Source organism: Nonomuraea sp. NPDC049419 (assembly GCF_040676995.1).
Classification (GTDB): Bacteria; Actinomycetota; Actinomycetes; order Streptosporangiales; family Streptosporangiaceae; genus Nonomuraea; species Nonomuraea salmonea.
This window is the reverse complement of the sequence record NZ_JBFAQB010000005.1, coordinates 333,623-357,749: the sequence shown is the minus strand read 5'-3', so window position 1 is coordinate 357,749 and position 24,127 is coordinate 333,623. Positions and strand designations below refer to the sequence as shown.

The window sequence follows — 24,127 nt, the reverse complement described above, 5'->3', positions numbered from 1 at the left end:
GCCGGCCTCAGCCGGCCCCCGCCGCAGGCTCAGGTCAGGAAGGGGGCGATGGCCGTCCAGGCCGGGTCGTGGGCGACGTCGACCCGCGGCTTGCCCTCGTCCCAGCCGGCGGCCAGCTCCTCGGCGTGCGTGACGGCGTCGCCCGCAGGGTCGGCGTAGACGTGGACGACGCGGTGCCCCTCGGCGCTCAGGTGCACCGCGATCACCGCCTCGTCGCGCCGCTTGGCCAGCCGCGCGGCCAGCCGCTCCTCGAAGTCGCGCAGCGCGGTCACCGAGTCGCCCGCGGGCAGGCCGTTGTCGTCGCAGTGCGCGTAGGGGAGCGTGATCGCGAGGTGCTGATCGCAGAGCGGATGATCGACGGGACGCAAGGGATGGCGGGCGGTCGCCACCAGCGCGGCGCCGCCGCCGGTCTGACCCTCCATCAGCACCCACTCGTCCTCGCCGGCCCCGGAGGCCACGTCGGCGACGACGATGGGCAGGTGGACGGCCGCGACGGCGTCGATCGGCTCGAACGTGACCGCCGTGATCTCGCCCACCCACCGGGCGACGTCGTCCTCGCCGAGCAGCCAGTCGAGGGCGAGCAGCGCGCTCTCCAGCCGGGTGTCCTCGTCGAGCTCGCCGAAGATCGGGTGGTAGGCGGCGACGTCGACCCTGGCCTGGTTGCGCGGCACCCGCAGCCCCAGCGTCAGCTTGTCGAGCCCGAACGTCAGCCCGCCCACGTCGAGGGCCAGCTCGCCGGCGCGCGGATTGGCCTGGCGCGACGGGTGGAACTCCCACAGCAGGTCGGCGGGCGGCGCCCCCTTGACCCAGCGGTGGGCCAGCGAGCGCAGCTCGGCGTCGCCGGCCGCGGTCACCACGAGGGCGTGCGCGGCCTCCTTGCCGGGCGCCACCTCCCAGACCAGCCCTGGATCGATCGCGGAGACCGCGGGAGCCAGCAGCTCCTCGAGGTCGCCGGTCTCGCCGGATGCCACCAGCGAGTCGAGCCGCGGCCTGGTCTCTTGCCACCACGTCCAGAATCCGGCGATGGCCTCGCCCTGCCGGCCCGCCCCTTCGTCTGCGTCTTTGCGCCCGAACAGTCGCATGGCCGAATCCTTCCAGACCGAGCCCATGGTCGCGCACTCCCGGCCGGACACTACGCTGGAAGCGTTATGGGACTGCGAGTGCTTGCCGCCATGTCGGGCGGCGTCGATTCAGCGGTGGCCGCTGCCCGCATCGCCGAGGCAGGTCACGACGTCACGGGTGTGCATCTCGCGTTGTCGGCCAACCCCCAATCCCATCGCACGGGAGCCAGGGGCTGCTGCACGATCGAGGACTCCCGTGACGCGCGCCGCGCGGCCGACGTCATCGGCATCCCGTTCTACATCTGGGACATGGCCGAGCGTTTCCAGCGCGACGTGGTGGAGGACTTCGTCGCCGAATACGCCGCGGGCCGCACGCCCAACCCGTGCCTGCGGTGCAACGAGAAGATCAAGTTCTCGGCGGTCCTCGACCGCGCGCTGGCGCTGGGCTTCGACGCGGTCGCCACGGGCCACCACGCCAAGCTGGTCGACGGCGTGCTGTCGCGCAGCGTCGACGAGGGCAAGGACCAGTCCTACGTGCTGGGCGTGCTCACCCGCGAGCAGCTCGGCCACGCGATCTTCCCGCTGGGCGACTCCACCAAGGCCGAGGTGCGCGAAGAGGCAGCCCGGCGCGGCCTGACCGTGGCCGACAAGCCCGACAGCCACGACATCTGCTTCATCGCCGACGGCGACACCCGCGGCTTCCTGGCCGAGCGGCTCGGCTCGGCCGAGGGCCCGATCGTCGACCAGAGCGGCGAGGTGGTGGGCAGCCACCAGGGCGCACACGGGTTCACCGTCGGCCAGCGCAAGGGCCTGCGCATCGACCGCCCGGCGCCCGACGGCCGGCCCCGCTACGTGCTGTCCATCGAGCCGGTCTCCAACACGGTCACGGTGGGCCCGCGCTCGGCGCTGCAGGTCACCACGATCGTCTGCGGCCGCCCGGTGTGGAACGGCCCGTCCCGCTTCGACGACCTGACCGTGCAGCTCAGGGCGCACGGCGAGGTCTATCCCTGCCGGCTCGACGAGACCGGCGGCGGGCTGACCATCGAGCTCGACCGGCCCGCCACGGGCGTCGCCGCCGGGCAGGCAGCCGTGCTCTACTCAGGGCCGACGGTCATCGGATCGGCCACGATCATGTCGGCTAGCTGATCGTCACCGACTCGCCGACCGGGATGCGGCGGATGTCGGCCTGCTGCTTGTCGGCCTCCATGCGCAGCCAGTTGTCCACGAGGCCGAGGCCGATCTCGCTGTAGAGGGCGTCGTGCGTCGAGTACGCCCGCGCCGGCCGGAGCTTGCGCAGATATTCCACCACCTCGCCGAGCTTGAGCCAGGGAGCACTCGTCGGCACCAGCAGCGTGGGCACCTCGACGCCGGGGTCGGTCAGCGCGTCACCCGGGTAGAACACCTCGTCGTCCAGCAGGAAACCGACGTTCTGGACGATCGCCATGTCGGGGTGGTTGAAGGCGTGCCACTCACCGAACACCTGCACCCTGAACCCGGCCGCCTCGAAGCCGTCGCCCGCGCGGACGACCTGGACCTTCCCCGGCACCTCGGTCAGCCCGGCCGCGACGGCCTCGCACGTGTAGATCTCCAGGCCGGGCGAAGCCGCCTTGAGCTTGTCGACGTCCACGTGGTCGGCGTGCTCGTGCGTGATGAGCACCGCGTCGGCGCCGTCGAGCACCGGGCCCCTCGTGAACGCGCCCGGGTCGATGACCAGCACCTTGCCGTTCTTCTCCACGCGTACGCAGGCGTGGTCGTGTTTCGTGAGCTTCATGCGGCAGAGCCTACGCTTGTGCCCATGTCTACTGAGCCCGGGTCCACATGGGAAGCCTCAGGGGTCGGCTCGCACCCCGGTAATGATCATCTCGAGGCGGTCAGGGTCGTGTTCGGCGAGGTGCCGGGGCTGCCGTACCTCCCCGAGCTGCCCGCCAGAGGCGTCGGCGCCGACATGGTCGGACGGACGGCGGCGCTGCTCATCGATCTGCCCGTCGAGGTGCAGCCGTCGGGCTGGCGGCTGACCGACCGGCCGGGGCGCGACCACCAGCGGGCCGTCGATCATCTGCGGCGCGACCTCGACGGGCTGGAGGAGGTCGGCCACGACTACGCGGGGCCGCTGAAACTGCAGGTCTGCGGGCCGTGGACGCTGGCGGCGACGATCGAGCTCAAGCACGGCGACAAGATGCTCTCCGACGCGGGCGCCGTACGCGACCTGACGGCCTCGCTGGCGCAGGGGGTGGCCGAGCACTGCGCGGAGGTGCGCAGGCGGCTGCCCGGGGTGACGGACATCGTGCTGCAGCTCGATGAGCCGGGGCTGCCGGGCGTGCTGGCCGGCACGGTGCCGACGGCGTCCGGGTTCGGGCGGCTCGCGGCGGTCGAGGAGTGGCGGGTGGAGGAGTCGCTGCGCTCGTTCGAGGCCGCGGTGGTGCACTGCTGCGCGCCCGGGGTGCCGTACGCGCTGCTGCGGCGGGCCGGGGTGCGCGGCGTGTCGGTGGACGCGTCGCTGATGCGGCGGCGCGATGAGGACGAGCTGGGCGAGCTGTTCGAGGCGGGGATGACGCTGTTCATGGGCGTCGTGCCCGGCAGGGACACCCGGCTGCCCGACGTGGGCGTGGTCGCCAAGCCGGCCGTCGAGCTGTGGCGGCGTCTCGGGTTCGCCGCCGACCGGCTGGCCGGGCAGGTCGTGCTGACCCCGGCGTGCGGGCTCGCGGGCGCGTCTCCCGCGTACGCGCGGGCGGCGCTGGCGGCGTGCAGGAAGGCGGCTCAGGTGCTGCGGGACGATCCCGCGAACCAGGGCGGCTGAGTCATGGTTTTGTCGGTGGTCGGCGGTAGCGTTTGCTCAGGTCGTCGTACGGAAGGAGACGCTGCGTGAGTGAGCCAGGCGCCGAGGTCGAGGGCGTGCCGGTGGCCGCGCTCAAGCGGCATGCCGAGCTGAGTGATCTGGTCGAGGACGCGCGCTGGCGCTACTACGTGCTCGACCAGCCCACGGTGAGCGACGCCCAGTTCGACGAGTGGTTCAGAGAGCTGCTGGCGCTGGAGGAGGCGCACCCCTCGCTGCAGACCCCCGACTCGCCCACCCAGAAGGTGGGCGCGCCGGTGTCGGGCGACTTCGCGAAGGTCCAGCACCTCAACCGCATGGAGAGCCTCGACAACGCCTTCAACGCCGACGACATGCTCGCCTGGATGCAGCGGGCCGAGCGGCTGGCCGAGGGCGACCCTGGCCCCTATCTCTGTGAGCTCAAGATCGACGGGCTGGCCATCGCGCTGGTCTACCGCGACGGCAAGCTGGAGCGCGGCGCCACCCGCGGCGACGGCCGCACCGGCGACGACGTCACGGCCAACGTCCGCACGATCAAGGGCATCCCCCACCGGCTCAAGGGCGACGACGTGCCGAGCCTGGTCGAGGTGCGCGGCGAGGTCTACATCCCGGTCCAAGACTTCCAGAAGCTCAACGAGCAGCTCGTCGAGCAGGGCAAGCCGCCGTTCGCCAACCCGCGCAACTCCGCGGCCGGCACGCTGCGGCAGAAGGACCCGCGCATCACCGCGCAGCGGCCGCTGCGCATGCTGGTCCACGGCATCGGCGTGTGGGAGGGCGCGGCGGAGCCGCGCGCCCAGTCCGAGGTCTACGACCGTCTGCGCGAGTTCGGGCTGCCGGTCAGCGACCTCTACAAGGTCGTGCCGGGGCTCGACGAGGTCAACGAGTTCATCGAGCACTACCGCGTGCACCGCCACGACCCGCCCTACGAGATCGACGGCGTCGTGGTCAAGGTCGACGACTTCCGCACCCAGCGGGAGCTGGGCTCCACCTCGCGGGCGCCGCGCTGGGCGATCGCCTACAAATATCCGCCAGAAGAGGTCAACACCAAGCTGCGCGACATCCAGGTCGGGGTGGGGCGCACGGGGCGGGTCACGCCGTTCGGGGTGATGGAGCCGGTGTCGGTGTCCGGCTCGACGGTCGAGCGGGCCACGCTCCACAACGCCGCGATCGTGAAGAAGAAGGGCGTGCTCATCGGCGACACGGTCGTGCTGCGCAAGGCCGGTGACGTCATCCCCGAGATCGTCGGTCCCGTCGTGCCGCTGCGCGACGGCTCGGAGCGCGAGTTCGTGATGCCGACCCACTGTCCCGAGTGCGGCACGCAGCTGGCCTACGAGAAGGAGGGCGACGCCGATCTGCGCTGCCCCAACGCGCGCGGCTGCCCCGCGCAGATCCGCGAGCGGCTGTTCTTCGCCGCCGGGCGGCGCGCCCTCGACATCGACGGGCTCGGCTACGTCGCGGCCACCGCGCTCTCCCAGCCGCTGCCGCCGCAGGAGCCGGTGGTGCGCACCGAGGCCGACCTGTTCGACCTGACCCTCGATCGGCTCATCCCGATCAGGTCGGTGGTGCGCGACCAGGAGACCGGGCTGCCCAAGATCGACCCGAAGACGGGTCAGGAGAAGGTCGTCACGTTCTTCTCCAACATCAACGGCGAGCCCAGCCAAAACGCGCTGCGGCTGATGGAGGAGCTCGAGCGGGCCAAGCAGTCCTCGCTCGCGCAGGTGCTGGTGGCCCTGTCGATCCGGCACATCGGCCCGCCCACCGCTCGCGCGCTGGCCGACGCCATGCGCTCGATCGACGCGATCATGAACGCCTCCGAGGAGGAGCTGGCCGCCGTCGAGGGCATCGGGCCCAAGGTGGCGGCCACGATCAAGGAGTGGTTCGAGGTCGACTGGCATCGCGAGATCATCGAGCGGTGGCGGGCGGCCGGGGTCCGCATGGAGGACGAGCCCGCGCCCGAGAAGGGGCCGCAGACCCTGGAGGGCCTGACCTTCGTGGTGACCGGCACCCTTGAGGGCTACACCCGCGACACCGCGGCCGACGAGCTGACCAGCAGGGGCGGCAAGGTGTCCAGCTCGGTGTCGAAGAAGACCTCGTTCCTGATCGCGGGGGAGAACGCGGGCTCGAAATACGACAAGGCGGTCGATCTCGGGGTCCCCATCCTCGACGGCGCCGGCTTCGAGGTGCTGCTGAAGGACGGCCCTGAGGCAGCGGCCGAGGTCGCCACCAAACCCGAGGCCTGACGGAGGTAGCGGGAGGGGGTTCGTTCGCGGACGCGGGCGGACCCCCTTTCGCTTGGCTGACCCCTTTCGCTTGACTGACCCCCTTTCGGCACGCCCTCTACAAGACCGACCACCACCCGGCGCGTCGCCCGAGCCGCTTGAAGGGGCAGGGGAGCGTGTCCCCAGCGGGTTTTCGGGTCGTCGCGTTGTGCGGTTGGCGGTCTTTTTCCGGGGTGCGGGGGTGCCGGGTCGGGCCCTACGGGTCGTCGTAGCGTGCTCGGTTTGCTACAGAGGGTGCTTTTTGGGTATATGTCGGAAAGGAGAAGTGACGGAACGTACGCGCTTGGTTTCGCGAAGTGGGGTGAAGGTCGTACCCTCCCATAGTGACCTAATGGGGGTTCTGTTACCGATGACTGACCCAACCGACACCCGCGACACCGGACCACGCGTCGGCACGCCGCTGTGGGGCTATCTCGCGGGCGTCACCGTGATCGGCTTCACCGGCCTCGTCGTGGCCATGCTCCGGCTCGACCCGTCCGGTCTGGTGGAGCTCGCCCGCACCCCGCTGTTCTGGGTGCTGGCGGTGCTGGTGATCCTGGGCGAGCTGCGGCCCGTCATGGTGTCGTCAGCGACCGCCGTGGGCGGCACGTACCCGTCCACCATGTTCACCTTCGCGGTGCTGCTGCACCTCGGGCTGCCCGTGGCGGTCCTCATGCAGGCCGTGGCGGTCACCATCAACGGCGTGGTGACGCGCAAGTCGTGGCATCGGGTCATGTTCAACATCGCGCAGTCCTCCCTGGCGCTGATCGCGGCGGCCGTGGTGCTGGGGACGTTCGGCATCGTGCCGAGCCCGGCCGTGCCGTGGGTGCCGAAGGGCGGCGACCTGCTCGCGATCGCGCTGTCCGGCGTCGCGTACTTCCTGGTCAGGGGTGCCCTCGTGTGCAGTGCCGTCGCGCTGCACGAGCGGCGCTCGCTCGTACGCGTGCTCAGGGCCAGCGTCGGCCCGCAGGGGCTGGTCTACATCGGGCTGCTGGGCCTGGCGCCGCTGGTGGTGGTCGTGATGAGCCATTCGCCGGGGCTCGTTCCGTTGTTCGTGGCGCCGCTGGCCGCCGTCTACTTCACCGCCACGCTGTCCATGCGCCGCGACCACCAGGCCATGCACGACGAGCTGACCGGCCTGCCCAACCGCAAGATGCTCGTGGTCAGCACCGAGGAGGCGCTGGCCGAGGTGCGCCACGACGAGCGGGTGGGGCTGTTCCTCCTCGACCTCGACCGGTTCAAGGAGGTCAACGACACGATGGGCCACCCGGTCGGCGACCGGCTGCTGCAGCTCGTCGCGCACCGGCTCACCCATTCCGTACGCCCTGGCGACGTCGTGGCCAGGCTGGGCGGTGACGAGTTCGCCGTGCTGCTGCCCTCGATCAGGGACGCCCACGCGGCCAGGGAGGTCGCGGCCCGGCTGCGCGCCGCCCTGACCGAGCCGGTACGCCTGGAGGGCATGACGTTCGACCTCGACGCCTCGGTCGGCATCGCGCTCTATCCCGACCACGCGCCCGACTTCGAGCTGCTGCTGCAGCGGGCCGACGTGGCGATGTACCTGGCCAAGGAGGGACGTACGGGCGTCGAGCTCTACCAGCCCGACAAAGACCGCAACTCACCCGAACGCCTGACCCTGCTCGGCGACCTGCGCCGCGCCATCGACAACCACGAGCTGCGCCTGCACTACCAGCCCAAGGTGGCGCTCGGCACCGGCGACGTGCAGGGGGTCGAGGCGCTGCTGCGCTGGCGGCACCCCGTGCACGGGCCCGTGGCGCCGGCCGACTTCGTGCCGCTGGCCGAGCAGTCGTACCTGATGCGGCAGCTCACGGCGTACGTGATCGAGGAGGCCCTGCGGCAGGCCGCGGCCTGGTGGCACACCGGGCTGCGGGTGCAGATCTCGGTCAACATCTCGGCCCGCGACTTGCTCGGCTCCGCGCTGCCCGAGCAGCTGGAGGTGGGCCTGGCGAAATACGCGCTGCCGCCGGCCGCCATCCAGCTGGAGGTCACCGAGCGCATCCTGACCGGCGACCAGGCGTACACGCAGGAGACCATCAAGGCGCTGGCCGCGCTCGGCGTGCCGCTGGCGCTCGACGACTTCGGCACCGGCTACTCCTCGCTCATCCGGCTGCAGCGGCTGGCCGTCTCCGAGGTCAAGATCGACGCCTCGTTCGTCCGCCGGATCGCCGAGTCGGAGGACGACTACCGCATCGTCCGCTCGATCGTCGACCTCGTACGCTCGCTGGGGCTGCGCTCGGTGGCCGAGGGCGTCGAGTCGGACGACGTCGCGATGCGGCTCGTCGAGCTGGGCTGCGACGTGGGGCAGGGCTGGCTGTTCTGCCGGCCGATGCCGGCCGACGAGACCGCCGTCTGGCTGCGCGACAGGACCGGGGGATCGGTGGAGTACGAGTACCAGCCGGAGGTCAGCTCCGCCTGACCGGATAATGCGTTCAGGGCTGCTACGTCAAGACCCCTAGGATGGCAGTGTCCAAAGACTCCATCCACGAAACGGGTTCAACGACTCATGTCCGCCATAACCCGCGACGAGGTCGCACACCTGGCCCGGTTGTCCAGGCTGGCGCTCACCGACGACGAGCTCGATCACTACGCCACCCAGCTCGATGCGATCATCGAGTCGGTCGCGAAGGTGGCCGAGGTCGCCGCCGAGGATGTGCCGCCTTCGTCGCACGCGCTTCCGCTGACCAATGTCTTCCGTGCCGACGAGGTGCGACAGTCCCTCACGCCCGAGCAGGCGCTCTCCGGCGCGCCCGCCGTCGAGGACGACCGCTTCCGGGTGCCGCGCATCCTCGGGGAGGAGGCATGAGCTTGATCCGCAAGACCGCCGCCGAGCTGGGCTCGATGATCGCCGCAGGTGAGGTGTCGGCCGTCGAGGTGGCCGAGGCGCACCTCGACCGCATGGCCGCGGTCGAGCCCAAGGTCCAGGCGTTCCTCCACGTCGATCGGGAGACGACGCTGGAGCAGGCGCGGGCCGTGGACGCCCGGCTGCGCGCGGGCGAGAAGCTGGGGCCGCTCGCCGGCGTGCCGATCGCCCACAAGGACATCTTCACCACGCGCGACATGCCGACGACGGCCGCGTCCAAGATCCTCGAAGGGTGGCAGCCGCCCTACGACGCCACCGTCACCGCCCGCCTGCGCGAGGCCGGCCTGGTCATCCTGGGCAAGACCAACCTCGACGAGTTCGCCATGGGCTCATCGACGGAGAACTCCGCCTACCAGGTCACCCGCAACCCGTGGGACCTGTCCAAGGTGCCCGGCGGGTCGTCGGGCGGGTCGAGCGCCGCGGTGGCCGCGTACGAGGCGCCGCTGTCCACCGGCACCGACACCGGCGGCTCCATCCGGCAGCCCGCGTCGGTCACCGGCATCGTCGGCATGAAGCCGACCTACGGCGGATCGTCGCGCTACGGCCTGATCGCCTTCGCCAGCTCGCTCGACACGCCGGGCCCGTTCGCCCGTAACGTGCTCGACGCGGCGCTGCTGCACGAGGCGTTCTCCGGCTACGACCCGATGGACTCCACCTCCATCGACGCGCCCGTGCCGTCCGTGGTCGAGGCCGCCAAGCACCCCGACGTCGCGGGCATGCGCATCGGCGTGGTGAAGGAGTTCTCCGGCGAGGGCTACCAGGCGGGCGTGCTGGCCCGCTACCACGAGGCCGTCCAGCTGCTGGAGTCGCTCGGGGCCAAGGTCGTCGAGGTGTCCTGCCCGTCGTTCACGACCGCGCTGCCGGCCTACTATCTGATCGCGCCGTCCGAGTGCTCGTCCAACCTGGCCCGCTTCGACGCCATGCGCTACGGCCTGCGGGTCGGCGACGACGGCACCCGCAGCGCCGAGGAGGTCATGGCGCTGACCAGGGCCGCCGGGTTCGGTCCCGAGGTCAAGCGGCGCATCATGCTCGGCACGTACGCGCTGTCGAGCGGCTACTACGACGCCTACTACGGCCAGGCCCAGAAGGTGCGCACGGTCATCGCGCGCGAGTTCGAGGCCGCCTACCAGCAGGTCGACGTCCTGGTCTCGCCCACCACGCCGACCACGGCCTTCCCGATCGGCGAGCGCGCCGACGACCCGATGGCGATGTACCTCGCCGACCTGTGCACCATCCCCTCCAACCTGGCGGGCAACGCGGCCATGTCCGTGCCGGTCGGCCTGGCCGACGAGGACGACCTGCCGGTGGGCCTGCAGATCATGGCGCCGGTCCTGGCCGACGACCGCTGCTACCGCGTCGGCGCGGCCGTGGAGCAGGCCCTGGAGAGCCGCTGGGGCGGCGGCCTGCTGGCGAAGGCGCCGGAGCTGTAGGGCGAGAGGAGGGACGGCGGCGTGCTCACGCGCATCGAGATCGACGGGTTCAAATCGTTCGCGCGATTCAAGCTCGACGTGCCGCCGTTCCTCGTCGTCATTGGTGCGAACGCCAGTGGCAAGTCCAACTTGTTCGATGGGATCCAGCTGCTTCGCCGACTCGTCGACACCGCCGGCCTCTACGACGCCTTTGCGGCGGCCAGAGGCGACTTGGGTGAGCTGTTCAGACGGCGCGGGGACGGCCAGGTGGTGGACCGCATGACGTTCGCGGTCGAGGTCCTTTTGGACCCCAAGGTGGTGGACCAGTTCGGCGCGGAGTTCGAAGTGTCCCACACCCGCATCCGCTACGAACTGGAGATCGTGCAGCGTCAGAGCGAGGATGGGTTCGTGCGGCCCTACGTGGCCAGGGAAGAAGCCTGGCCGATCAGGGCAGCCGACGATATCTGGGCCCGGCGGCAGCGGGTAGGAAGGGGCTTTCGGTCCACCTTCCTCCGTTACAAGCGACAGTCGCCGCTGCTCGAGACGACTGTGGACGACGCAGGCCGTCAGGTCTTCCGCATCGCGCAAGAAGGACGGCAAGGGCGTAAGCGCGAGCTGGCCGCTCATGCGGCGGAGGCCACCGTCCTCTCGAGCATCACGTCGGCGGGAGAGTTCCCTCTTCTGTACGCGCTCAGGAGGGAGATCGCGTCGTGGCGGTTCCTCCAGCTGGACCCGGCCTCCCTCCGTATGCCCAGCTCACGCCATCAGAGGGGAGAGCAGCTCGATCCGAGCGGGGCGAACCTCGCCAAGGTCCTGCGCAGGATCGAGCAGACGACCGCCGACGAGTACGGCAGCTCGCTGAATGAGATCGCGACGGACATGGCACGCATCGTCCGCGGCTTCGCCGGCATCGAGGTGGAGGAGAACGCCGCCAAGGAGCAGTGGGAGATTTATCTCCGCACCCGGGACGAGGGCAGGGTGAGCGCCCGGGTCGCCTCGGACGGCACGTTGCGGGTTCTGGCGTTGCTCGCGGCGCTCTACGATCCCGCTCATCGCGGACTGATCTGCTTCGAGGAGCCTGAGAACGGCATCTATCCGCAGCGGCTGCGGGAGCTCGTCCGTCATCTGAGGAAACTCGTCACGGATCCCACCGGGGACGCAACGGAGGAAGAGCCTCTCGCCCAGCTCATCATGAGCAGCCACTCGCCGCTGATGCTCGTGGCCTTCGATGACCGCGAGGCACTTCTGGTCATGGACTGGATCACGGTGCCGGAGCCCGGCGAGCCGGGCGTCAGGAGCCGGGTCTCACGTGCCCGCCACTTGGCGCCGGTCTCTCCCGGTGGGACGCCACCCCTTGACGAGGTCGGTCTAGTAGTGCCTGAGCCCGAGTGGCGTGCTTTCGCGGCCATCTCGGAAGAGGAGGCGCGGCAGTTGCTGGAGGGCGCTCGTGATTGAGGTCAACGCCTTTTTGACCGCCGAGGGCAACTCCGACTACGACTTCCTGCCGGTGTTGCTCGAACGTGCCCTCGACCGCGTCTGTCTGCCGCACCACCTTGGTGTGGCGCCTGTGCAGGTCCTGCGATTGTCCGTACAGGACCGGGAAACTCGGCATGACGCCGTGTGCAGGGCCGCCCGAGCGGCGGTTGCAGGGATGACATTGCTCTTCTACCACTACGACGGTTCGGCGGCGCCGGAGCGCGAGGAGAAGAAATACTGGGCCCCCTTACAGGAGGCATGGGAGAGGCACCGGCTGGAGCGTCCGCTGGTGAGAGTGGTTCCGGTTCGCGAGATGGAAAGCTGGGCGCTGAGCGATCCGGAGGTCCTGCGCTATGTGGCGGGGTCGGCATGGAACGCCAAAGACGTCTTCGAAGGGGATCGACTGTCACGGGTGGAATGCCTGTCCGATCCGAAACGGACGTTGAAGGACATCGTCGCTACCGGCAGGCGCCGCAGGCGGGCGGGACGTGAGGCGAGTGACTACCTGACGCACATCGCCGAAACGATGAGCCTGCACTACCTGGAAAGCGTGCCCTCGTATCGTCTGTGGGTCACCGAGACGTGCGAGGCTCTGAAAGAACTGAGGTTGATCCGTGATTGACACAGCAGGAACGATGCCGTACGACGAAGCGCTCGAGCGCTTCGAGCCGGTGCTCGGCCTTGAGACGCATGTCGAGCTGGGCACCAAGTCGAAGATGTTCTGCGGCTGCAAGACGACCTTCGGCGCTCCGCCCAACACGCAGGTCTGCCCCACCTGCCTGGCGCTCCCCGGGGCGTTGCCGGTGGCCAACGCGCAGGCCATCGAGTCGACGATCCGCATCGGCCTGGCGCTGAACTGCTCGATCGCCGAGTGGTGCCGCTTCGCCCGGAAGAACTACTTCTATCCGGACATGCCGAAGAACTACCAGATCTCCCAGTACGACGAGCCGCTCTGCTTCGACGGCTACCTCGACGTCGAGGTCGGCGGCCAGACGATCAGGATCGGCATCGAGCGGGTGCACCTGGAGGAGGACACCGGCAAGTCCACCCACGTGGGCGGCGCCACCGGGCGCATCCACGGGGCCGACTACTCGATCGTCGACTACAACCGCGCCGGCATCCCGCTGGTCGAGATCGTCACCAAGCCCATCCCCGGCACCGACCGGCTCGCGCCCGAGGTCGCCAAGGCGTACGTCACCGAGCTGCGCGAGATCATGCGCTCGCTGGGCGTCTCCGACGTGCGCATGGAGGAGGGCTCGCTGCGCTGCGACGTCAACGTCTCGCTGATGCCGCGCGGCTCGTCCGAGTGGGGCACCCGTACGGAGACCAAGAACGTCAACTCGCTGCGCAGCGTCGAGCGGGCCGTGCGGAGTGAGATCGAGCGTCAGGCGGCGGTGCTGGCCGACGGCGGGAAGATCATCCAGGAGACCCGCCACTTCCACGAGGACACCGGCACCACCACATCCGGCCGGTCCAAGGAAGAGGCGCAGGACTACCGCTACTTCCCCGAGCCCGACCTGGTGCCGATCGCGCCCGACACGGCGTGGGTGGCCGAGCTCAAGGCCGCGCTGCCCGAGCTGCCGTCGGTCAAGCGCAAGCGGTTGCAGACCGAGTGGGGCCTGTCCGACCTCGACATGCAGGCCATGCACAACGCCGACGCGATCGAGCTGGTCGAGGCCACGGTCGCGGCCGGCGCGCCGGCGGCCGACGCGCGCAAGTGGTGGATGGGCGAGCTGGCGCGGCGGGCCAACGAGAACGCCGTCGCGCTCGCCGACCTGCCGATCACGCCCGAGCAGATCGCCCGGGTGACCGAGCTGGTCGCCTCCGGCGCGCTCAACGACAAGCTGGCGCGTGAGGTGCTCGAAGGCGTCATGGCCGGCGAGGGCACGCCCGACGAGGTCGTCGAGCGGCGCGGGCTGCGCATCGTCAACGACGAGGGCGAGCTGTCCGCGATCATCGACCAGGTGATCGCCGACAACGCCGACGCGGCCGACAAGGTCCGCTCCGGGAAGGTCGCCGCCGCCGGTGCGCTGGTCGGTGGCGTCATGAAGGCCAGCAGGGGCAAGGCCGACGCGGCCAGGGCCCGGCAGCTCATCCTGGAGAAGCTCGGCGTCCAGGAGTGACCCTTGCCAGGAGGGCCCCGCAACGTCGGCGGGGCCCTCCTGGCGTGTCCGGCCCTGTTCCTGTCAGGGGCGAGCGCTGGTCGTGTCCGCGTCGGTCCTGTTTCTGGCGCGGCGGGCGTACCAGGTCCTGAAGAGGGGGGTCAGGAGGGCGAGTACGGAGAGAAGCAGCAGGGCGACGGCGACCGGGCTGCGGATCAGGACGGTCACGTCCCCCGCGCCGATGGCCAGGGCGCGGCGGAGCTGGATCTCGGCCATCGGGCCCAGGATCATCCCGATCACCGCGGGCGCGACCGGCAGGCCGAAGCGGCGCATGGCGTAGCCGAGCAGGCCCAGGACGTACAGGACGAAGAGGTCCACGATCGTGGCGTTCAGGGCGTAGACGCCGAGCGCGGCGAACAGCACGATCCCGGCGTACAGGTACGGGCGGGGGATCCGCAGGATGCGCGCCCACAGCGGCGCCAGCGGCAGGTTGAGCACCAGCAGCATCACGTTGCCGACGAACAGCGACGCGATCATGCCCCACACCAGCGCCGGGTTGTGGTCGAAGAGCTGCGGCCCCGGCTGGAGGCCGTACTGCTGGAAGGCGGCCAGCATGATCGCGGCCGTGGCGGACGTCGGCAGGCCCAGCGTGAGCAGCGGGACCAGGGTGCCGGCCGCGGAGGCGTTGTTGGCCGCCTCTGGCCCGGCGACCCCCTCGATGGCGCCCTTGCCGTACTCCTCCTTGGCGACGCCCTTGGCCAGGCGCTTCTCGGCCGCGTACGACAGGAAGGTCGGGATCTCGGCGCCACCGCCCGGCAGCGCGCCGAACGGGAAGCCCAGGGCGGTGCCGCGCAGCCACGGCAGCCACGAGCGCCGCCAGTCGGAGCGTCCCATCCAGGCCCGGCCGACCGGCACCACCTCGGGAGGGGCGTGCCGCAGGCGGGAGGCGACGTACAGGGCCTCGCCCAGGGCGAACAGGCCGACCGCGACGATCACCACGTCGATGCCGTCGAGCAGCTGCGGGATGCCCAGCGTGAGCCGCGCCTGCCCGGTCTGCTGGTCGATGCCGATCAGCCCGATCACCAGGCCGAGGCCGAGCGAGGCGAGGCCGCGCACGATCGAGCGGGACAGTACGGAGGACACGGCCGTGAAGGCGAGGATGGCCAGCGCGAAGTAGTCCTCGGGCCCGAAGGAGATCGCGAAGGCCACCACCGCGGGCGCCGCCACGACGAGCAGCGCCGTGGCGATCGTCCCCGCCACGAACGAGCCGATGGCCGCGGTGGCGAGGGCCTGCGCCGCCCGCCCGCGCCTGGCCATCTTGTTGCCCTCCAGCGCCGTGATCATCGAGGAGGACTCGCCCGGCGTGTTGAGCAGGATGGAGGTGGTCGAGCCGCCGTACATGCCGCCGTAGTAGATGCCGGCGAACATGATGAACGCGCTGGTCGGCGGCACCGTGAAGGTGATCGGCAGCAGCAGCGCCACGGTCATCGCGGGCCCGATGCCGGGCAGCACGCCGACGAGGGTGCCGAGGGTGACGCCGATGAGCGCGTACAGGAGGTTGACGGGGGTGAGGGCGGCGGCGAAGCCGTCGAGCAGGAGCTGGAACGAGGTCACCTCAGATCAGCCCCTCCAGCGGCCCGCCCGGAAGCGACACGCCGAGCCCCTTGACGAACAGCAGGTACGTCGCCACCCCCATGACCACCGCGATCCCGGCCGCGCGCAGCTTGTGCCCGGCCCCGAGCGCGACGGACAGGCCGAAGAACAGCAGGCTCGCGCCGATGATCCAGCCGAGCACGTTCAGCAGTGCGGCGAAGGCCAGGAAGATGCCGCTGACCAGGCCGAGGCTGCGCCAGTCGGTGGGCGCGTCGGCGTCCACGTCCTCGCTCTCCTCGGGGTCGGCGTGGCCGCCGCGCAGCACGTCGGCCACGTAGAACAGGCCGATCACCACCATCGTGCCGCCCACCAGCATGGGGAAGAAGCGCGGCCCGAGGCCGAGCTGGGAGGCCGCGGCCGACACGTCGAGCGTGCCGACCACGACGAGCACGCCCAGCACCAGCACCACGACCGCCAGCCCGAGCTCGGGCCGCCACCGTCGAGCCATCAGGAGACGAGCCCCATCTCGGCGATGATGCCCTTGACCCGGGTCTGCTCGGCGGCGAGGTAGTCGGCGAACTGCTGCCCGGTCTGGAAGGAGTCGATCCAGCCGTTCTTGGCCACCGCGTCCTTCCACGGCTGCGCGTCGTGCATCTTGGTGACCAGGTCGGTCAGGGCCTGCTTGTCGGCGTCGGAGAGCCCGGCGGGGGCCACGAAGCCGCGCCAGTTGGACAGCTCGACGTCGAGGCCGGCCTCCTTCAGCGTGGGGGCGTCCAGGTCGGGCAGCCGCTCGCCGGAGGTGACGCCCAGCGCCCGCAGCTTGCCGGACTTCACGTGCTCGGCGAACTCGCCCACTCCCGAGATGCCGGCGCTGACCTTGTTGCCGAGCAGCTCGTTCAGCGCCTCGCCGCCGCCGGAGTGCGCGATGTAGTTGACCTGCTTGGGGTCGACGCCGGCGGCCTTGGCCATCAGGCCGGCCACGATGTGGTCGGTGCCGCCCGCCGAGCCGCCCGAGATCGACACCTTCGCCGGGTCGGCCTTCCAGGCCGCGACCATGTCGGCCAGCGACTTGAACGGGGACTCGGCCGGGACGACGACGATCTCGTACTCCTCGGTCAGCTTGGCGATGGGCGTGGTCTCGGCCAGCGAGACCTTCGACTTGTTCTGCTCGATGGCGCCCACCATGACCAGGCCCATCGTCATCAGCAGGTTGCCGTTGCCCTTCTCGCCGGCGAGCTGGGCCAGGCCGATCGTGCCGCCGGCGCCCGGCACGTTGTACACCTCGACCTTGCGCTGCGGGTCGGCGGCCTTGAGCGCCTGCTCGGCCACGCGGGAGGTCTGGTCCCAGCCTCCGCCCGGCGCGGCGGGGGCCATGATGCGCAGCGTGGCGTTCGCGGACGTGCCGCCGCCGCCCGTGTCGCCGCAGGCCGTCAGCGCGCCGAGGGAGAGTGCCGCGAGGGCGGCGAATACGCGCAAGCGCATGATCACTCCAAGGGGGGATCTCACAGTCGTCAGGACTGGCATGGTGAGGTCCGTTCCCCGCCGGCGTCGAGCCTTTGCGTGGTTGCCGTCGTAGTGGTCGTATTGGTCGCGACCCGGACGTGACCTCCGTTTGTTTCCATGTGCAGGGTGAGACGGGTTCGTGACGCCTCCCTCGGGACCCAGCTGTTCGCGCTCCAGATGGTGATCGTGCTGCTCGCCGTCGGGGGCACGGCAGGCGTGTGGGCGGAGCACACCCGCGACCAGCTGGACGCGCTGCACGAGCAGCGCGCCCTGGCGATCGCGCAGTCGGTGGCCGCGCTGCCGCAGGTACGCGAGGCGTTCGAGCTGGAGCACCCGGAGAGCGTGCTGCAGCCGCTGGCGATGAGCGTGCAGCAGGAGACCGGCGCCGACTACGTGGTGATCGCCAACACCGCCCAGCGGCGCTACGCCCACCCCAACGCCTCGCTGATCGGCAAGCGGTTGTCGACCGACGGCAGCACGGTCCTGCGGACCGGCAGGAGCTGGGTCGGCACCGAGACGGGCACGATCGGCACCACGGTCAGGGGCAAGACGCCCATCAGGGACGAGTACGGCGAGATCATCGGCCTGGTCTCCGTCGGCGTGCTGGAGACCACGGTCATCAGCCAGCTCTCCGACGCCCTGCCGCCGCTCATCTGGACCGCCCTGGCGGTGCTGCTCGCGGGGCTGGCGCTGGCGGCGTTCATCACGGCGCGGGTGCGCAGGCAGACGTTCGGGCTGGAGCCGCGCGAGATCGGCGCGCTGCTCGAGCAGCGCGAGGGCGTGCTGCACGGCGTCAAGGAGGGCGTGCTCGCCCTCGACATGGACGGGCGCGTCACGCTGGTCAACGACGCCGCCCGCGAGCTGCTCGGCGACGTCGGCGAGGACCTCACCAGGATGGCCGTCTCCGACCGCATGCGGGACGTGCTCGGCGGCGCCGACCCCGGCGAGGACCGCGTCGTGCTGCACGGCGAGCGGGTGCTGGTGCTCAACCGCACCCCCGTCTGGGTACGCGGCCGCCAGCTCGGCTGGGTGGTCACCCTGCGCGACCGTACGGAGCTGGTCCGCCTGGCCCGCGAGCTGGACGACACCAGCAGCGCCACGGACGCGCTGCGGGCGCAGGCGCACGAGTTCGCCAACCGCATGCACACCGTGGTCGGCCTCCTCGAACTCGGCGAGCACGAGGCCGCGATCGGCTTCATCACCCGCAGCACCCACCACACCAACGCCATCGACCTGCGCGAACGCGTCCAGGACCCGACCCTCGCGGCCTTGCTCATGGCCAAGTCGGCCGAGGCGGCCGAGCGCGGGGCCAGGCTCGTGCTCTCCGGCGACTCCTCGGTGCCCGAGGGCGTGCTCGGCGACCCGCGCGACGCGGTCCTGGTGGTCGGCAACCTGGTCGCCAACGCCATCGACGCGCTCGACGGCGCGGAGGGCACGATCGAGGTCTCGGTACGGGCCGACGCGGACGGCTTACACGTGCGGGTCGGCGACTCGGGCCCCGGCATCGCGCCCGAGCTGGTGGGGGAGGTCTTCAGGGAGGGCTTCACCACCAAGGCCGCCCATTCGGGGCCGCGCGGGCTGGGGCTGGCGCTCACCCGGCAGGCGTGCCTGCGCCGGGGCGGGTGGGTGCGGGTACGCAACAGCGGCGGCGCGGTCTTCACCGCCCTGCTCCCGGCGAGGGCCGCCTCGTGAGCGGCCGCACGCTGCTTCCTGCGAGGGCGGTCTCATGACCGATCGGGACATCCGCGTCCTCGTGGTGGACGACGACTTCATGGTGGCCCGCATCCACAGCGGCTACGTGCGCCGCGTGCCCGGCTTCGAGGTGGTCTCGGTCGCCCACAGCGGCGCCGACGCGCTCGCCGCCGCGAGGGAGCTGCGGCCCGACCTGGTGCTGCTCGACATCTACCTGCCCGACATGTCGGGCCTGGAGGTGCTCAAGGCGCTGCACGACGTGGACGTCCTCATGATCAGCGCCGCCCGTGACGTGCCCACGGTCAGGGAGGCCATGCGGGGCGGGGCGGTCAACTACCTCATCAAGCCGTTCACCGCCGCCGCACTGACCGAGCGCCTGCGCCAGTACGCCGCCACCCGCGAACGCCTGACCGCCATCGGCCCCGAGGCGCGCCAGGACGACGTGGACCGCCTCTTCGGCGTCCTGCCGTCCGCCGCCCCCATGCCCAAGGGGCTGTCGCCGGCCACCTGCGCGCTGGTCGCCGACACGCTGCGGGAGGCCGGCGGCGACCTGTCCGCGGCCGAGGCCGCCGAGCTCACGGGCCTGTCGCGGGTCAGCGCCCGGCGCTATCTGGAGCACCTGTGCGCGGTCGGCCAGGCCGAGTTGCGGCCCCGTTACGGCACCGCTGGACGGCCCGAACATCGCTACCGGTGGCTAGGTTGACACACTTCCGTAGCCATTTCCCGTGACATATGCGGATCTGCGTGCCTTACTGTTGCCTGAGACTTGGCTGCGGACCGGGAGGAGATTGAGGCGTGCGAAACGCCGGACCGATCGAATCACCGACCGACCCGTTCGCCTCGGTGCCCTTACCCACGTCGGGCGTCTCCAGGAAGCCGCGGATCGAAGGGCTGCCCCCCGGGGTCTCCCGCGACATCTTCGGCCCGCCGGAACGTCAGGAGCCCCGACCGGCCCAAGGCCCGAGCGCCGCGGGCGGTACGCCGGGCAACGGCGGGCTGCCACCGGCCGCTCCGCCGGCCCAGCCCTGGCCCATGGCCTCCGAGAAGGAGCCCGCGCAACCCGCGCCCGTCTTCGGGACGCCGCAGCGCCCGTCGTCGTACGAGCCGGAGCCGCCCCGCCGTCGCCGGCTGCTGCCCGCGATCGTCTCGCTGGTCGTGATCCTGGCCGCGCTCGCCTACGTGGTGCCGGCCGTGCTCATGTCCGGCTCCGTGCTGCGCGGCACCCGGGTCGCCGGGGTCGACATCGGCGGGCTGACGGTGACCAAGGCCGCGGACAAGCTGCGTGCCGAGCTGGCCAGCAAGCTCAGCAAGCCCGTCATCGCCGACATCGGCGGGCAGAAGGAGACGATCCAGCCCGACGAGGCCGGGCTCGAACTCGACGTCGTCGGCACCATCGGCCAGGCGCCCAGCGGGTTTCCCACGCCTGAGGAGGTCTGGCGGGGGCTCACCGGCACCACCGACCTGCCGCCGAAGATCACCCTGGACGCCGCCCAGCTCACGCGGACCGTCGAAGGGCTCGCCGGGTCCGTCGACAAGCCCGCCCGTGAGGGGCGCATCACCTACTCGGGGCTGGAGCCCCAGGCCCGGACACCGGCGAACGGGGTGCTGCTCGACCGCGAGGACGCCGTACGCAGGATCGGCGACGCCTTCCTCAGCGGCGGCGGGTCCGTCGTGCTCACCCTCCGGCCGGCCAAGCCCGTCACCAGCTCGGGGGCCGTCGAAGAGGCGCTGACCAAGGCCAGGGCCGCCGTCGCCGCGCCGCTGACGCTCACGCTCGGGCCCAAGCAGGTGCAGATCCCGCCGGCCATGATCGCCGCGAACCTCACGTACGGCGTGGACGGCGAAGGGCGGCTCGTGCCCCAGTTCAACGCCAAGGCCGTGCTCGAACAGGTCGAGGGCAACCTGGTGGACGCGGCGCAGCAGCCGCGTGACGCCACGTACGAGATCGTCAACGGCAGGCCCGTCCTCGTGCCCTCGCGGCCCGGGCGGGGGGTCAACGACAAGCTGCTCGCCAGGGACGCCGAGAAGGTCTTCGACCAGGGCGGCAGCCGGGTCGTCGCGGTCCGGCTCGGCACCGTCGCGCCGACCGTCGAGACCTCCCGCATCGAGGGGCTCGGCATCAAGGAGATCGCGGCGTCGTTCACCACGACGTTCGACTGCTGCCAGCCGCGCGTCACGAACATCCAGCGCATGGCGCAGAAGCTCGACGGGTACGTGGTCAGGCCGGGCGAGACGTTCTCGCTCAACGACGCGCTCGGGGAGCGGACCGTCGAGGACGGGTACGTCCAGGCCGGGCAGGTCGTCGGCGGGCGCATGGTCAACGTCGTCGGCGGAGGCGGGGCGCAGTTCGCCACCACCATGTACAATGCGGCGTACTTCGCCGGGTTCGACGACGTCGAGCACCAGCCCCTGGACCACTTCTCCTCGAGCTACCCCGTCGGCCGCGACGCGACCCTGCTCTACCCGGAGCCCGACCTGAAGTGGCGCAACGACTCGGAGAACGGGGTCCTCATCAAGACCGCGTCCACGCCGACGTCGGTGACCGTCACGCTGTGGGGCGTCAAGCGCTATGACAAGATCGAGGCCGTGGAGTCGGAACGGCGCGCCTTCACCCCGTTCCGCCGCGAGGTGAGCTCCGCCCCGGATTGCGTCCCGACAACGGGCGAACAGGGCTTCACCGTCGACGTGACCCGCGTCTTCCACAAGGACGGCGAGATCCTGAAGAAGGACAAGAAGGTCACCACCAAGTACCGCCCCCGCCCCCAAACCGTCTGCACCCGCTAACGGCGTATGGGAGGACCTCAGTTCCGGAAGGGCTGAGGTCCTTCGGGTGAGTGGCACCTTGCGCAGGATCGTCCGGCCGGGTGGCGCGGGCTGAGGTTCTTCGGAGGAGTGGGACCGGGCGGGGCGCCGCCGTCCACCCGTGCGGAGAAGATGGCTCAAGCTTGTCGTGGCCCTTCTCGCCATCCTCCTCCTTGGGCCGATGGGCCTGTACGAGCTGATGGACGTCCGCACCTTCCAGCCGGCTCGCCGAGCAGCGCGTTCGCGCGACGTTCTTCGTCGTCGGCTCTCAGGTCGTACCGATTCGTCACGGTCTCGGAGTTGCTCGGTCTGGACCGTCGTTGACGAGCCCGAAGGACCAGGGGTCCGGGTCAGGAGGGGGTCAGGGTCATGAGGCGGTCGTCGCCGGGGTTCGGGGAGCCGCGGCCGTCCTTGTTGCTGGTGCCTATCCACAGGGTGCCGTCCGGGGCCGACGCTACCGCGCGGAGGCGGCCATAACGGTCGGTGAAGTGGGCGGCCGGGGTGCCGGCGGAGCCGTCCTGGCTCAGCGGGATCTGCCACAGACGCGCGCCGCGCAGGGCGCCGACCCACAGCGAGCCGTTGGCGTAGGCCATGCCCGAGGGGGAGGCGTCCGAGGTGGGCCAGGTCAGGATCGGGTTGATGTAGCGCCGGTCGGAGCCGCGGCCTTCGACCTCGGGCCAGCCGTAGTTGCCGCCGGGCCTGATCAGGTTCACCTCGTCCCACGTGTTCGCGCCGAACTCCGAGGCGTAGAGCCGCCCGGACGGGTCCCAGGCGAGGCCCTGGACGTTGCGGTGGCCGTAGCTGTAGACGAGGGTGCCGAACGGGTTGCCGGGCGCGGGAGCCCCGTCCACGGTCATGCGCAGGATCTTGCCTCCGAGCGAGTCGCGCTGCTGCGCGAGGTCGCCGTCCCCGACCTCGCCGGTGGTGGCGTACAGGTGGCCGTCGGGCCCGAACGCGAGCCGGCCGCCGTTGTGGATGCCGCCCTTCGGGATGTCGCGGACGAGCAGGTGCTCGTCGGTGAGCGCGTCGCCGGCGAGGCGGTAGCGCACGACGCGGTTGCCGGTCTCGGCGGTGTAGTACAGGAAGACCTGGTCGTCCTTGACGGCGACGCCCATCAGCCCGCCCTCGCCGTCGGGCCGCGCCTCCCGGACGGTGGCCAGCTCGGTGACCCGGCCGGCGGGCGTGACGCGGAGCAGCCGGGCGGTGTCGCGCTCGGTGACGAGCGCGTCGCCACCCGGCAGGTACGCGATCCCCCACGGCACGGACAGCCCGGTCGCGACGTCCTTCGGCTCGCCGGGAGCGGCGGCAGCGGACACCGCGGCCGTGGGCGGCACCTCGCCGTCACCCGCGGAGCACGCGGTCAGGACGGCCAGCAGCATGATCGTCCAGAGCTTCCTCATGTGTTCCATCCTGCCCCCGGAGTCGTAAGGTTCTCGGCATGAAGACCTGGGTTCCGTCCGATTCGGTGGCAGCTGCACTTTCCGACCTCCCCGGCGTCGAATGCGCCGTTTACCACAGCAAAATTCCGATGCCGGACGGCGTGGAGGACGTCGAGGTGTGGGTGCCGCCCCTGGTGACCGTGCCCGACGTGCCGGGGACGCTGGCGAGGATGACGTCGTTGCGGCTGGTGCAGACGGTGACGGCGGGCGTGGAGCCGTACCGTCCGCACATGCCGGAGGGCGCGGTGCTGTGCAACGCGCGCGGCGTGCACGACGCGGGCACCGCCGAGTGGGCGGTGGGCGCGATGATCGCGGTGCTCAGGGAGTTCCCCGGCTTCGTGGACGCGCAGCGCAGGGGCGAGTGGACCTACCACCACACCGGCGTGCTGGCCGACTCGCGCGTGCTGATCGTCGGCCACGGCTCGATCGGGTCGGCGCTGGAGCGCCGGCTGGAGGGGTTCGAGGTGGAGGTCGTCAGGGTGGCGAGGCGGGCTCGCGACGGCGTGCACGCCATGGACGAGCTGCCCGCCCTGCTGCCCGAGGCGGACGTGGTGGTCCTGCTGGTCCCGGCCACCCCCGACACCGCCGGCATGGTCGACTCCTCGTTCCTCGCACGCATGAAGGACGGCGCCGTGCTGGTCAACGCGGCCAGGGGCGGGATCGTCGACACCGACGCCCTCCTCGCGGAGCTGAAGACGGGCCGGCTGCGCGCCGCGCTCGACGTGACCGCGCCCGAGCCGCTGCCCGAGGGCCACCCCCTCTGGAGCGCGCCGGGCGTGTTGATCACGCCGCACATCGCGGGCAGCACCCCCGCGTCCGAGCGGCGGACACTGCGTCTCATCCGGGCTCAGCTGGAGCGCTACCTCGCCGGCGAAGACCTGGTCAACGTCATAACCGACGCGTACTGAGAGGATCCCGGAACGTGGCTGGTCCGTGACCTTCGGTGCGTACGGTTACGTTTGCAGGGAGTTCCTGACTCACTGTCAAGGAACTCTTGGCGGCAATTGGTCTGTCTGGTTATCAGATCGGTGACGACATCGGCGTTGTCACCACCCGCGCACCTTCGACCGCACACACTGGCAAAGGTGATCGGCCGGGCTTC

The 24,127-nt window shown here is 70.9% G+C and carries 19 protein-coding genes; 13 read left to right on the top strand and 6 right to left on the bottom strand.

All coding sequences use genetic code 11. The features are described 5' to 3' along the window. Positions 1 to 29: 29 nt before the first annotated feature. Complete coding sequence (locus AB0K12_RS18895) at positions 30 to 1,082, bottom strand: DUF695 domain-containing protein (RefSeq protein WP_364562271.1); 1,053 nt, start codon at positions 1,080 to 1,082, stop codon at positions 30 to 32. A gap of 66 nt (positions 1,083 to 1,148) precedes the next feature. Here AB0K12_RS18895 and mnmA point away from each other — a divergent pair, with 66 nt between their 5' ends. Continuing rightward, a complete protein-coding gene (gene mnmA, locus AB0K12_RS18890) occupies positions 1,149 to 2,207 on the top strand; it encodes a tRNA 2-thiouridine(34) synthase MnmA (RefSeq protein ID WP_364562268.1) in 1,059 nt (352 codons plus the stop codon). Here mnmA and AB0K12_RS18885 read toward each other — a convergent pair. After that, positions 2,200 to 2,832: an MBL fold metallo-hydrolase gene (locus AB0K12_RS18885; RefSeq protein ID WP_364562265.1), complete on the bottom strand. Its 633-nt coding sequence runs from the start codon at positions 2,830 to 2,832 to the stop codon at positions 2,200 to 2,202. The two genes, mnmA and AB0K12_RS18885, sit on opposite strands and share 8 nt — an antisense overlap. Before the next feature lie 24 nt (positions 2,833 to 2,856). Here AB0K12_RS18885 and AB0K12_RS18880 point away from each other — a divergent pair, with 24 nt between their 5' ends. The 8 genes from AB0K12_RS18880 to gatB all read left to right on the top strand — a co-directional run bounded on the left by AB0K12_RS18880 (position 2,857) and on the right by gatB (position 14,017). After that, the gene (locus AB0K12_RS18880) at positions 2,857 to 3,858 is read left to right on the top strand and encodes a methionine synthase (protein ID WP_364562262.1); all 1,002 of its coding nucleotides are present in this window, start codon (positions 2,857 to 2,859) and stop codon (positions 3,856 to 3,858) included. A 65-nt stretch (positions 3,859 to 3,923) separates the two neighbouring features. Then, complete coding sequence (gene ligA, locus AB0K12_RS18875) at positions 3,924 to 6,113, top strand: NAD-dependent DNA ligase LigA (RefSeq protein WP_364562258.1); 2,190 nt, start codon at positions 3,924 to 3,926, stop codon at positions 6,111 to 6,113. A gap of 388 nt (positions 6,114 to 6,501) precedes the next feature. Next, positions 6,502 to 8,565 (top strand): EAL domain-containing protein, encoded by a 2,064-nt coding sequence (locus AB0K12_RS18870; protein ID WP_364562255.1) that lies wholly within the window; start codon positions 6,502 to 6,504, stop codon positions 8,563 to 8,565. Positions 8,566 to 8,652: 87 nt separating this feature from the next. After that, positions 8,653 to 8,952, top strand: a complete 300-nt coding sequence (gene gatC / locus AB0K12_RS18865; protein WP_101787882.1) for an Asp-tRNA(Asn)/Glu-tRNA(Gln) amidotransferase subunit GatC — start codon at positions 8,653 to 8,655, stop codon at positions 8,950 to 8,952. Further along, complete coding sequence (gene gatA, locus AB0K12_RS18860; protein WP_364562252.1) at positions 8,949 to 10,439, top strand: Asp-tRNA(Asn)/Glu-tRNA(Gln) amidotransferase subunit GatA; 1,491 nt, start codon at positions 8,949 to 8,951, stop codon at positions 10,437 to 10,439. Before gatC ends, gatA begins: the two co-directional genes overlap by 4 nt. A 21-nt stretch (positions 10,440 to 10,460) precedes the next feature. Continuing rightward, the gene (locus tag AB0K12_RS18855; RefSeq protein WP_364562249.1) at positions 10,461 to 11,873 is read left to right on the top strand and encodes an AAA family ATPase; all 1,413 of its coding nucleotides are present in this window, start codon (positions 10,461 to 10,463) and stop codon (positions 11,871 to 11,873) included. Further along, positions 11,866 to 12,516, top strand: coding sequence for a DUF4276 family protein (locus AB0K12_RS18850; RefSeq protein WP_364562247.1), 651 nt, complete (start codon positions 11,866 to 11,868; stop codon positions 12,514 to 12,516). Before AB0K12_RS18855 ends, AB0K12_RS18850 begins: the two co-directional genes overlap by 8 nt. 13 nt (positions 12,517 to 12,529) lie before the next feature. Further along, positions 12,530 to 14,017: an Asp-tRNA(Asn)/Glu-tRNA(Gln) amidotransferase subunit GatB gene (gatB, locus tag AB0K12_RS18845; protein ID WP_364562245.1), complete on the top strand. Its 1,488-nt coding sequence runs from the start codon at positions 12,530 to 12,532 to the stop codon at positions 14,015 to 14,017. A 63-nt stretch (positions 14,018 to 14,080) separates the two neighbouring features. Here gatB and AB0K12_RS18840 read toward each other — a convergent pair whose 3' ends face one another. From AB0K12_RS18840 to AB0K12_RS18830, 3 genes are read right to left on the bottom strand one after another with little or no spacing between them, the layout of a single operon-like run. Continuing rightward, positions 14,081 to 15,610 carry a tripartite tricarboxylate transporter permease gene (locus AB0K12_RS18840; RefSeq protein WP_364562243.1) on the bottom strand — a complete coding sequence of 510 codons (1,530 nt, stop codon included), beginning with the start codon at positions 15,608 to 15,610 and terminating at the stop codon, positions 14,081 to 14,083. 1 nt (position 15,611) lies between these two features. Beyond that, complete coding sequence (locus AB0K12_RS18835) at positions 15,612 to 16,097, bottom strand: tripartite tricarboxylate transporter TctB family protein (RefSeq protein ID WP_364562241.1); 486 nt, start codon at positions 16,095 to 16,097, stop codon at positions 15,612 to 15,614. Then, positions 16,097 to 17,071 (bottom strand): tripartite tricarboxylate transporter substrate binding protein, encoded by a 975-nt coding sequence (locus AB0K12_RS18830; RefSeq protein ID WP_364562238.1) that lies wholly within the window; start codon positions 17,069 to 17,071, stop codon positions 16,097 to 16,099. Before AB0K12_RS18830 ends, AB0K12_RS18835 begins: the two co-directional genes overlap by 1 nt. A gap of 138 nt (positions 17,072 to 17,209) precedes the next feature. Here AB0K12_RS18830 and AB0K12_RS18825 point away from each other — a divergent pair, with 138 nt between their 5' ends. The 3 genes from AB0K12_RS18825 (at position 17,210) to AB0K12_RS18815 (ending at position 21,568) form a co-directional block, all read left to right on the top strand. Continuing rightward, positions 17,210 to 18,784 carry a sensor histidine kinase gene (locus AB0K12_RS18825; protein WP_364562235.1) on the top strand — a complete coding sequence of 525 codons (1,575 nt, stop codon included), beginning with the start codon at positions 17,210 to 17,212 and terminating at the stop codon, positions 18,782 to 18,784. 34 nt (positions 18,785 to 18,818) lie between these two features. Next, positions 18,819 to 19,487, top strand: a complete 669-nt coding sequence (locus tag AB0K12_RS18820) for a response regulator (protein ID WP_364562231.1) — start codon at positions 18,819 to 18,821, stop codon at positions 19,485 to 19,487. 92 nt (positions 19,488 to 19,579) lie between these two features. Further along, positions 19,580 to 21,568 carry a VanW family protein gene (locus AB0K12_RS18815; protein WP_364562228.1) on the top strand — a complete coding sequence of 663 codons (1,989 nt, stop codon included), beginning with the start codon at positions 19,580 to 19,582 and terminating at the stop codon, positions 21,566 to 21,568. Positions 21,569 to 21,936: 368 nt separating this feature from the next. Here the strand turns inward: AB0K12_RS18815 and AB0K12_RS18810 are convergent, their stop codons facing one another. Further along, positions 21,937 to 22,986, bottom strand: a complete 1,050-nt coding sequence (locus AB0K12_RS18810) for a PQQ-dependent sugar dehydrogenase (RefSeq protein WP_364562225.1) — start codon at positions 22,984 to 22,986, stop codon at positions 21,937 to 21,939. Positions 22,987 to 23,114: 128 nt separating this feature from the next. Here AB0K12_RS18810 and AB0K12_RS18805 point away from each other — a divergent pair, with 128 nt between their 5' ends. Next, positions 23,115 to 23,933 (top strand): 2-hydroxyacid dehydrogenase, encoded by an 819-nt coding sequence (locus tag AB0K12_RS18805; protein ID WP_364562223.1) that lies wholly within the window; start codon positions 23,115 to 23,117, stop codon positions 23,931 to 23,933. Positions 23,934 to 24,127 lie beyond the last annotated feature (194 nt).

What these genes read in the sequence shown, in the direction of transcription:
- AB0K12_RS18895 (WP_364562271.1), bottom strand. Translation starts at nt 1,082, where the DNA reads ATGCGACTGTTCGGGCGCAAAGACGCAGACGAAGGGGCGGGCCGGCAG.
- mnmA (WP_364562268.1), top strand. Translation starts at nt 1,149, where the DNA reads ATGGGACTGCGAGTGCTTGCCGCCATGTCGGGCGGCGTCGATTCAGCG.
- AB0K12_RS18885 (WP_364562265.1), bottom strand. Translation starts at nt 2,832, where the DNA reads ATGAAGCTCACGAAACACGACCACGCCTGCGTACGCGTGGAGAAGAAC.
- AB0K12_RS18880 (WP_364562262.1), top strand. Translation starts at nt 2,857, where the DNA reads ATGTCTACTGAGCCCGGGTCCACATGGGAAGCCTCAGGGGTCGGCTCG.
- AB0K12_RS18870 (WP_364562255.1), top strand. Translation starts at nt 6,502, where the DNA reads ATGACTGACCCAACCGACACCCGCGACACCGGACCACGCGTCGGCACG.
- gatC (WP_101787882.1), top strand. Translation starts at nt 8,653, where the DNA reads ATGTCCGCCATAACCCGCGACGAGGTCGCACACCTGGCCCGGTTGTCC.
- gatA (WP_364562252.1), top strand. Translation starts at nt 8,949, where the DNA reads ATGAGCTTGATCCGCAAGACCGCCGCCGAGCTGGGCTCGATGATCGCC.
- gatB (WP_364562245.1), top strand. Translation starts at nt 12,530, where the DNA reads ATGCCGTACGACGAAGCGCTCGAGCGCTTCGAGCCGGTGCTCGGCCTT.
- AB0K12_RS18835 (WP_364562241.1), bottom strand. Translation starts at nt 16,097, where the DNA reads ATGGCTCGACGGTGGCGGCCCGAGCTCGGGCTGGCGGTCGTGGTGCTG.
- AB0K12_RS18830 (WP_364562238.1), bottom strand. Translation starts at nt 17,071, where the DNA reads ATGCGCTTGCGCGTATTCGCCGCCCTCGCGGCACTCTCCCTCGGCGCG.
- AB0K12_RS18825 (WP_364562235.1), top strand. Translation starts at nt 17,210, where the DNA reads ATGTGCAGGGTGAGACGGGTTCGTGACGCCTCCCTCGGGACCCAGCTG.
- AB0K12_RS18820 (WP_364562231.1), top strand. Translation starts at nt 18,819, where the DNA reads ATGACCGATCGGGACATCCGCGTCCTCGTGGTGGACGACGACTTCATG.
- AB0K12_RS18810 (WP_364562225.1), bottom strand. Translation starts at nt 22,986, where the DNA reads ATGAGGAAGCTCTGGACGATCATGCTGCTGGCCGTCCTGACCGCGTGC.
- AB0K12_RS18805 (WP_364562223.1), top strand. Translation starts at nt 23,115, where the DNA reads ATGCCGGACGGCGTGGAGGACGTCGAGGTGTGGGTGCCGCCCCTGGTG.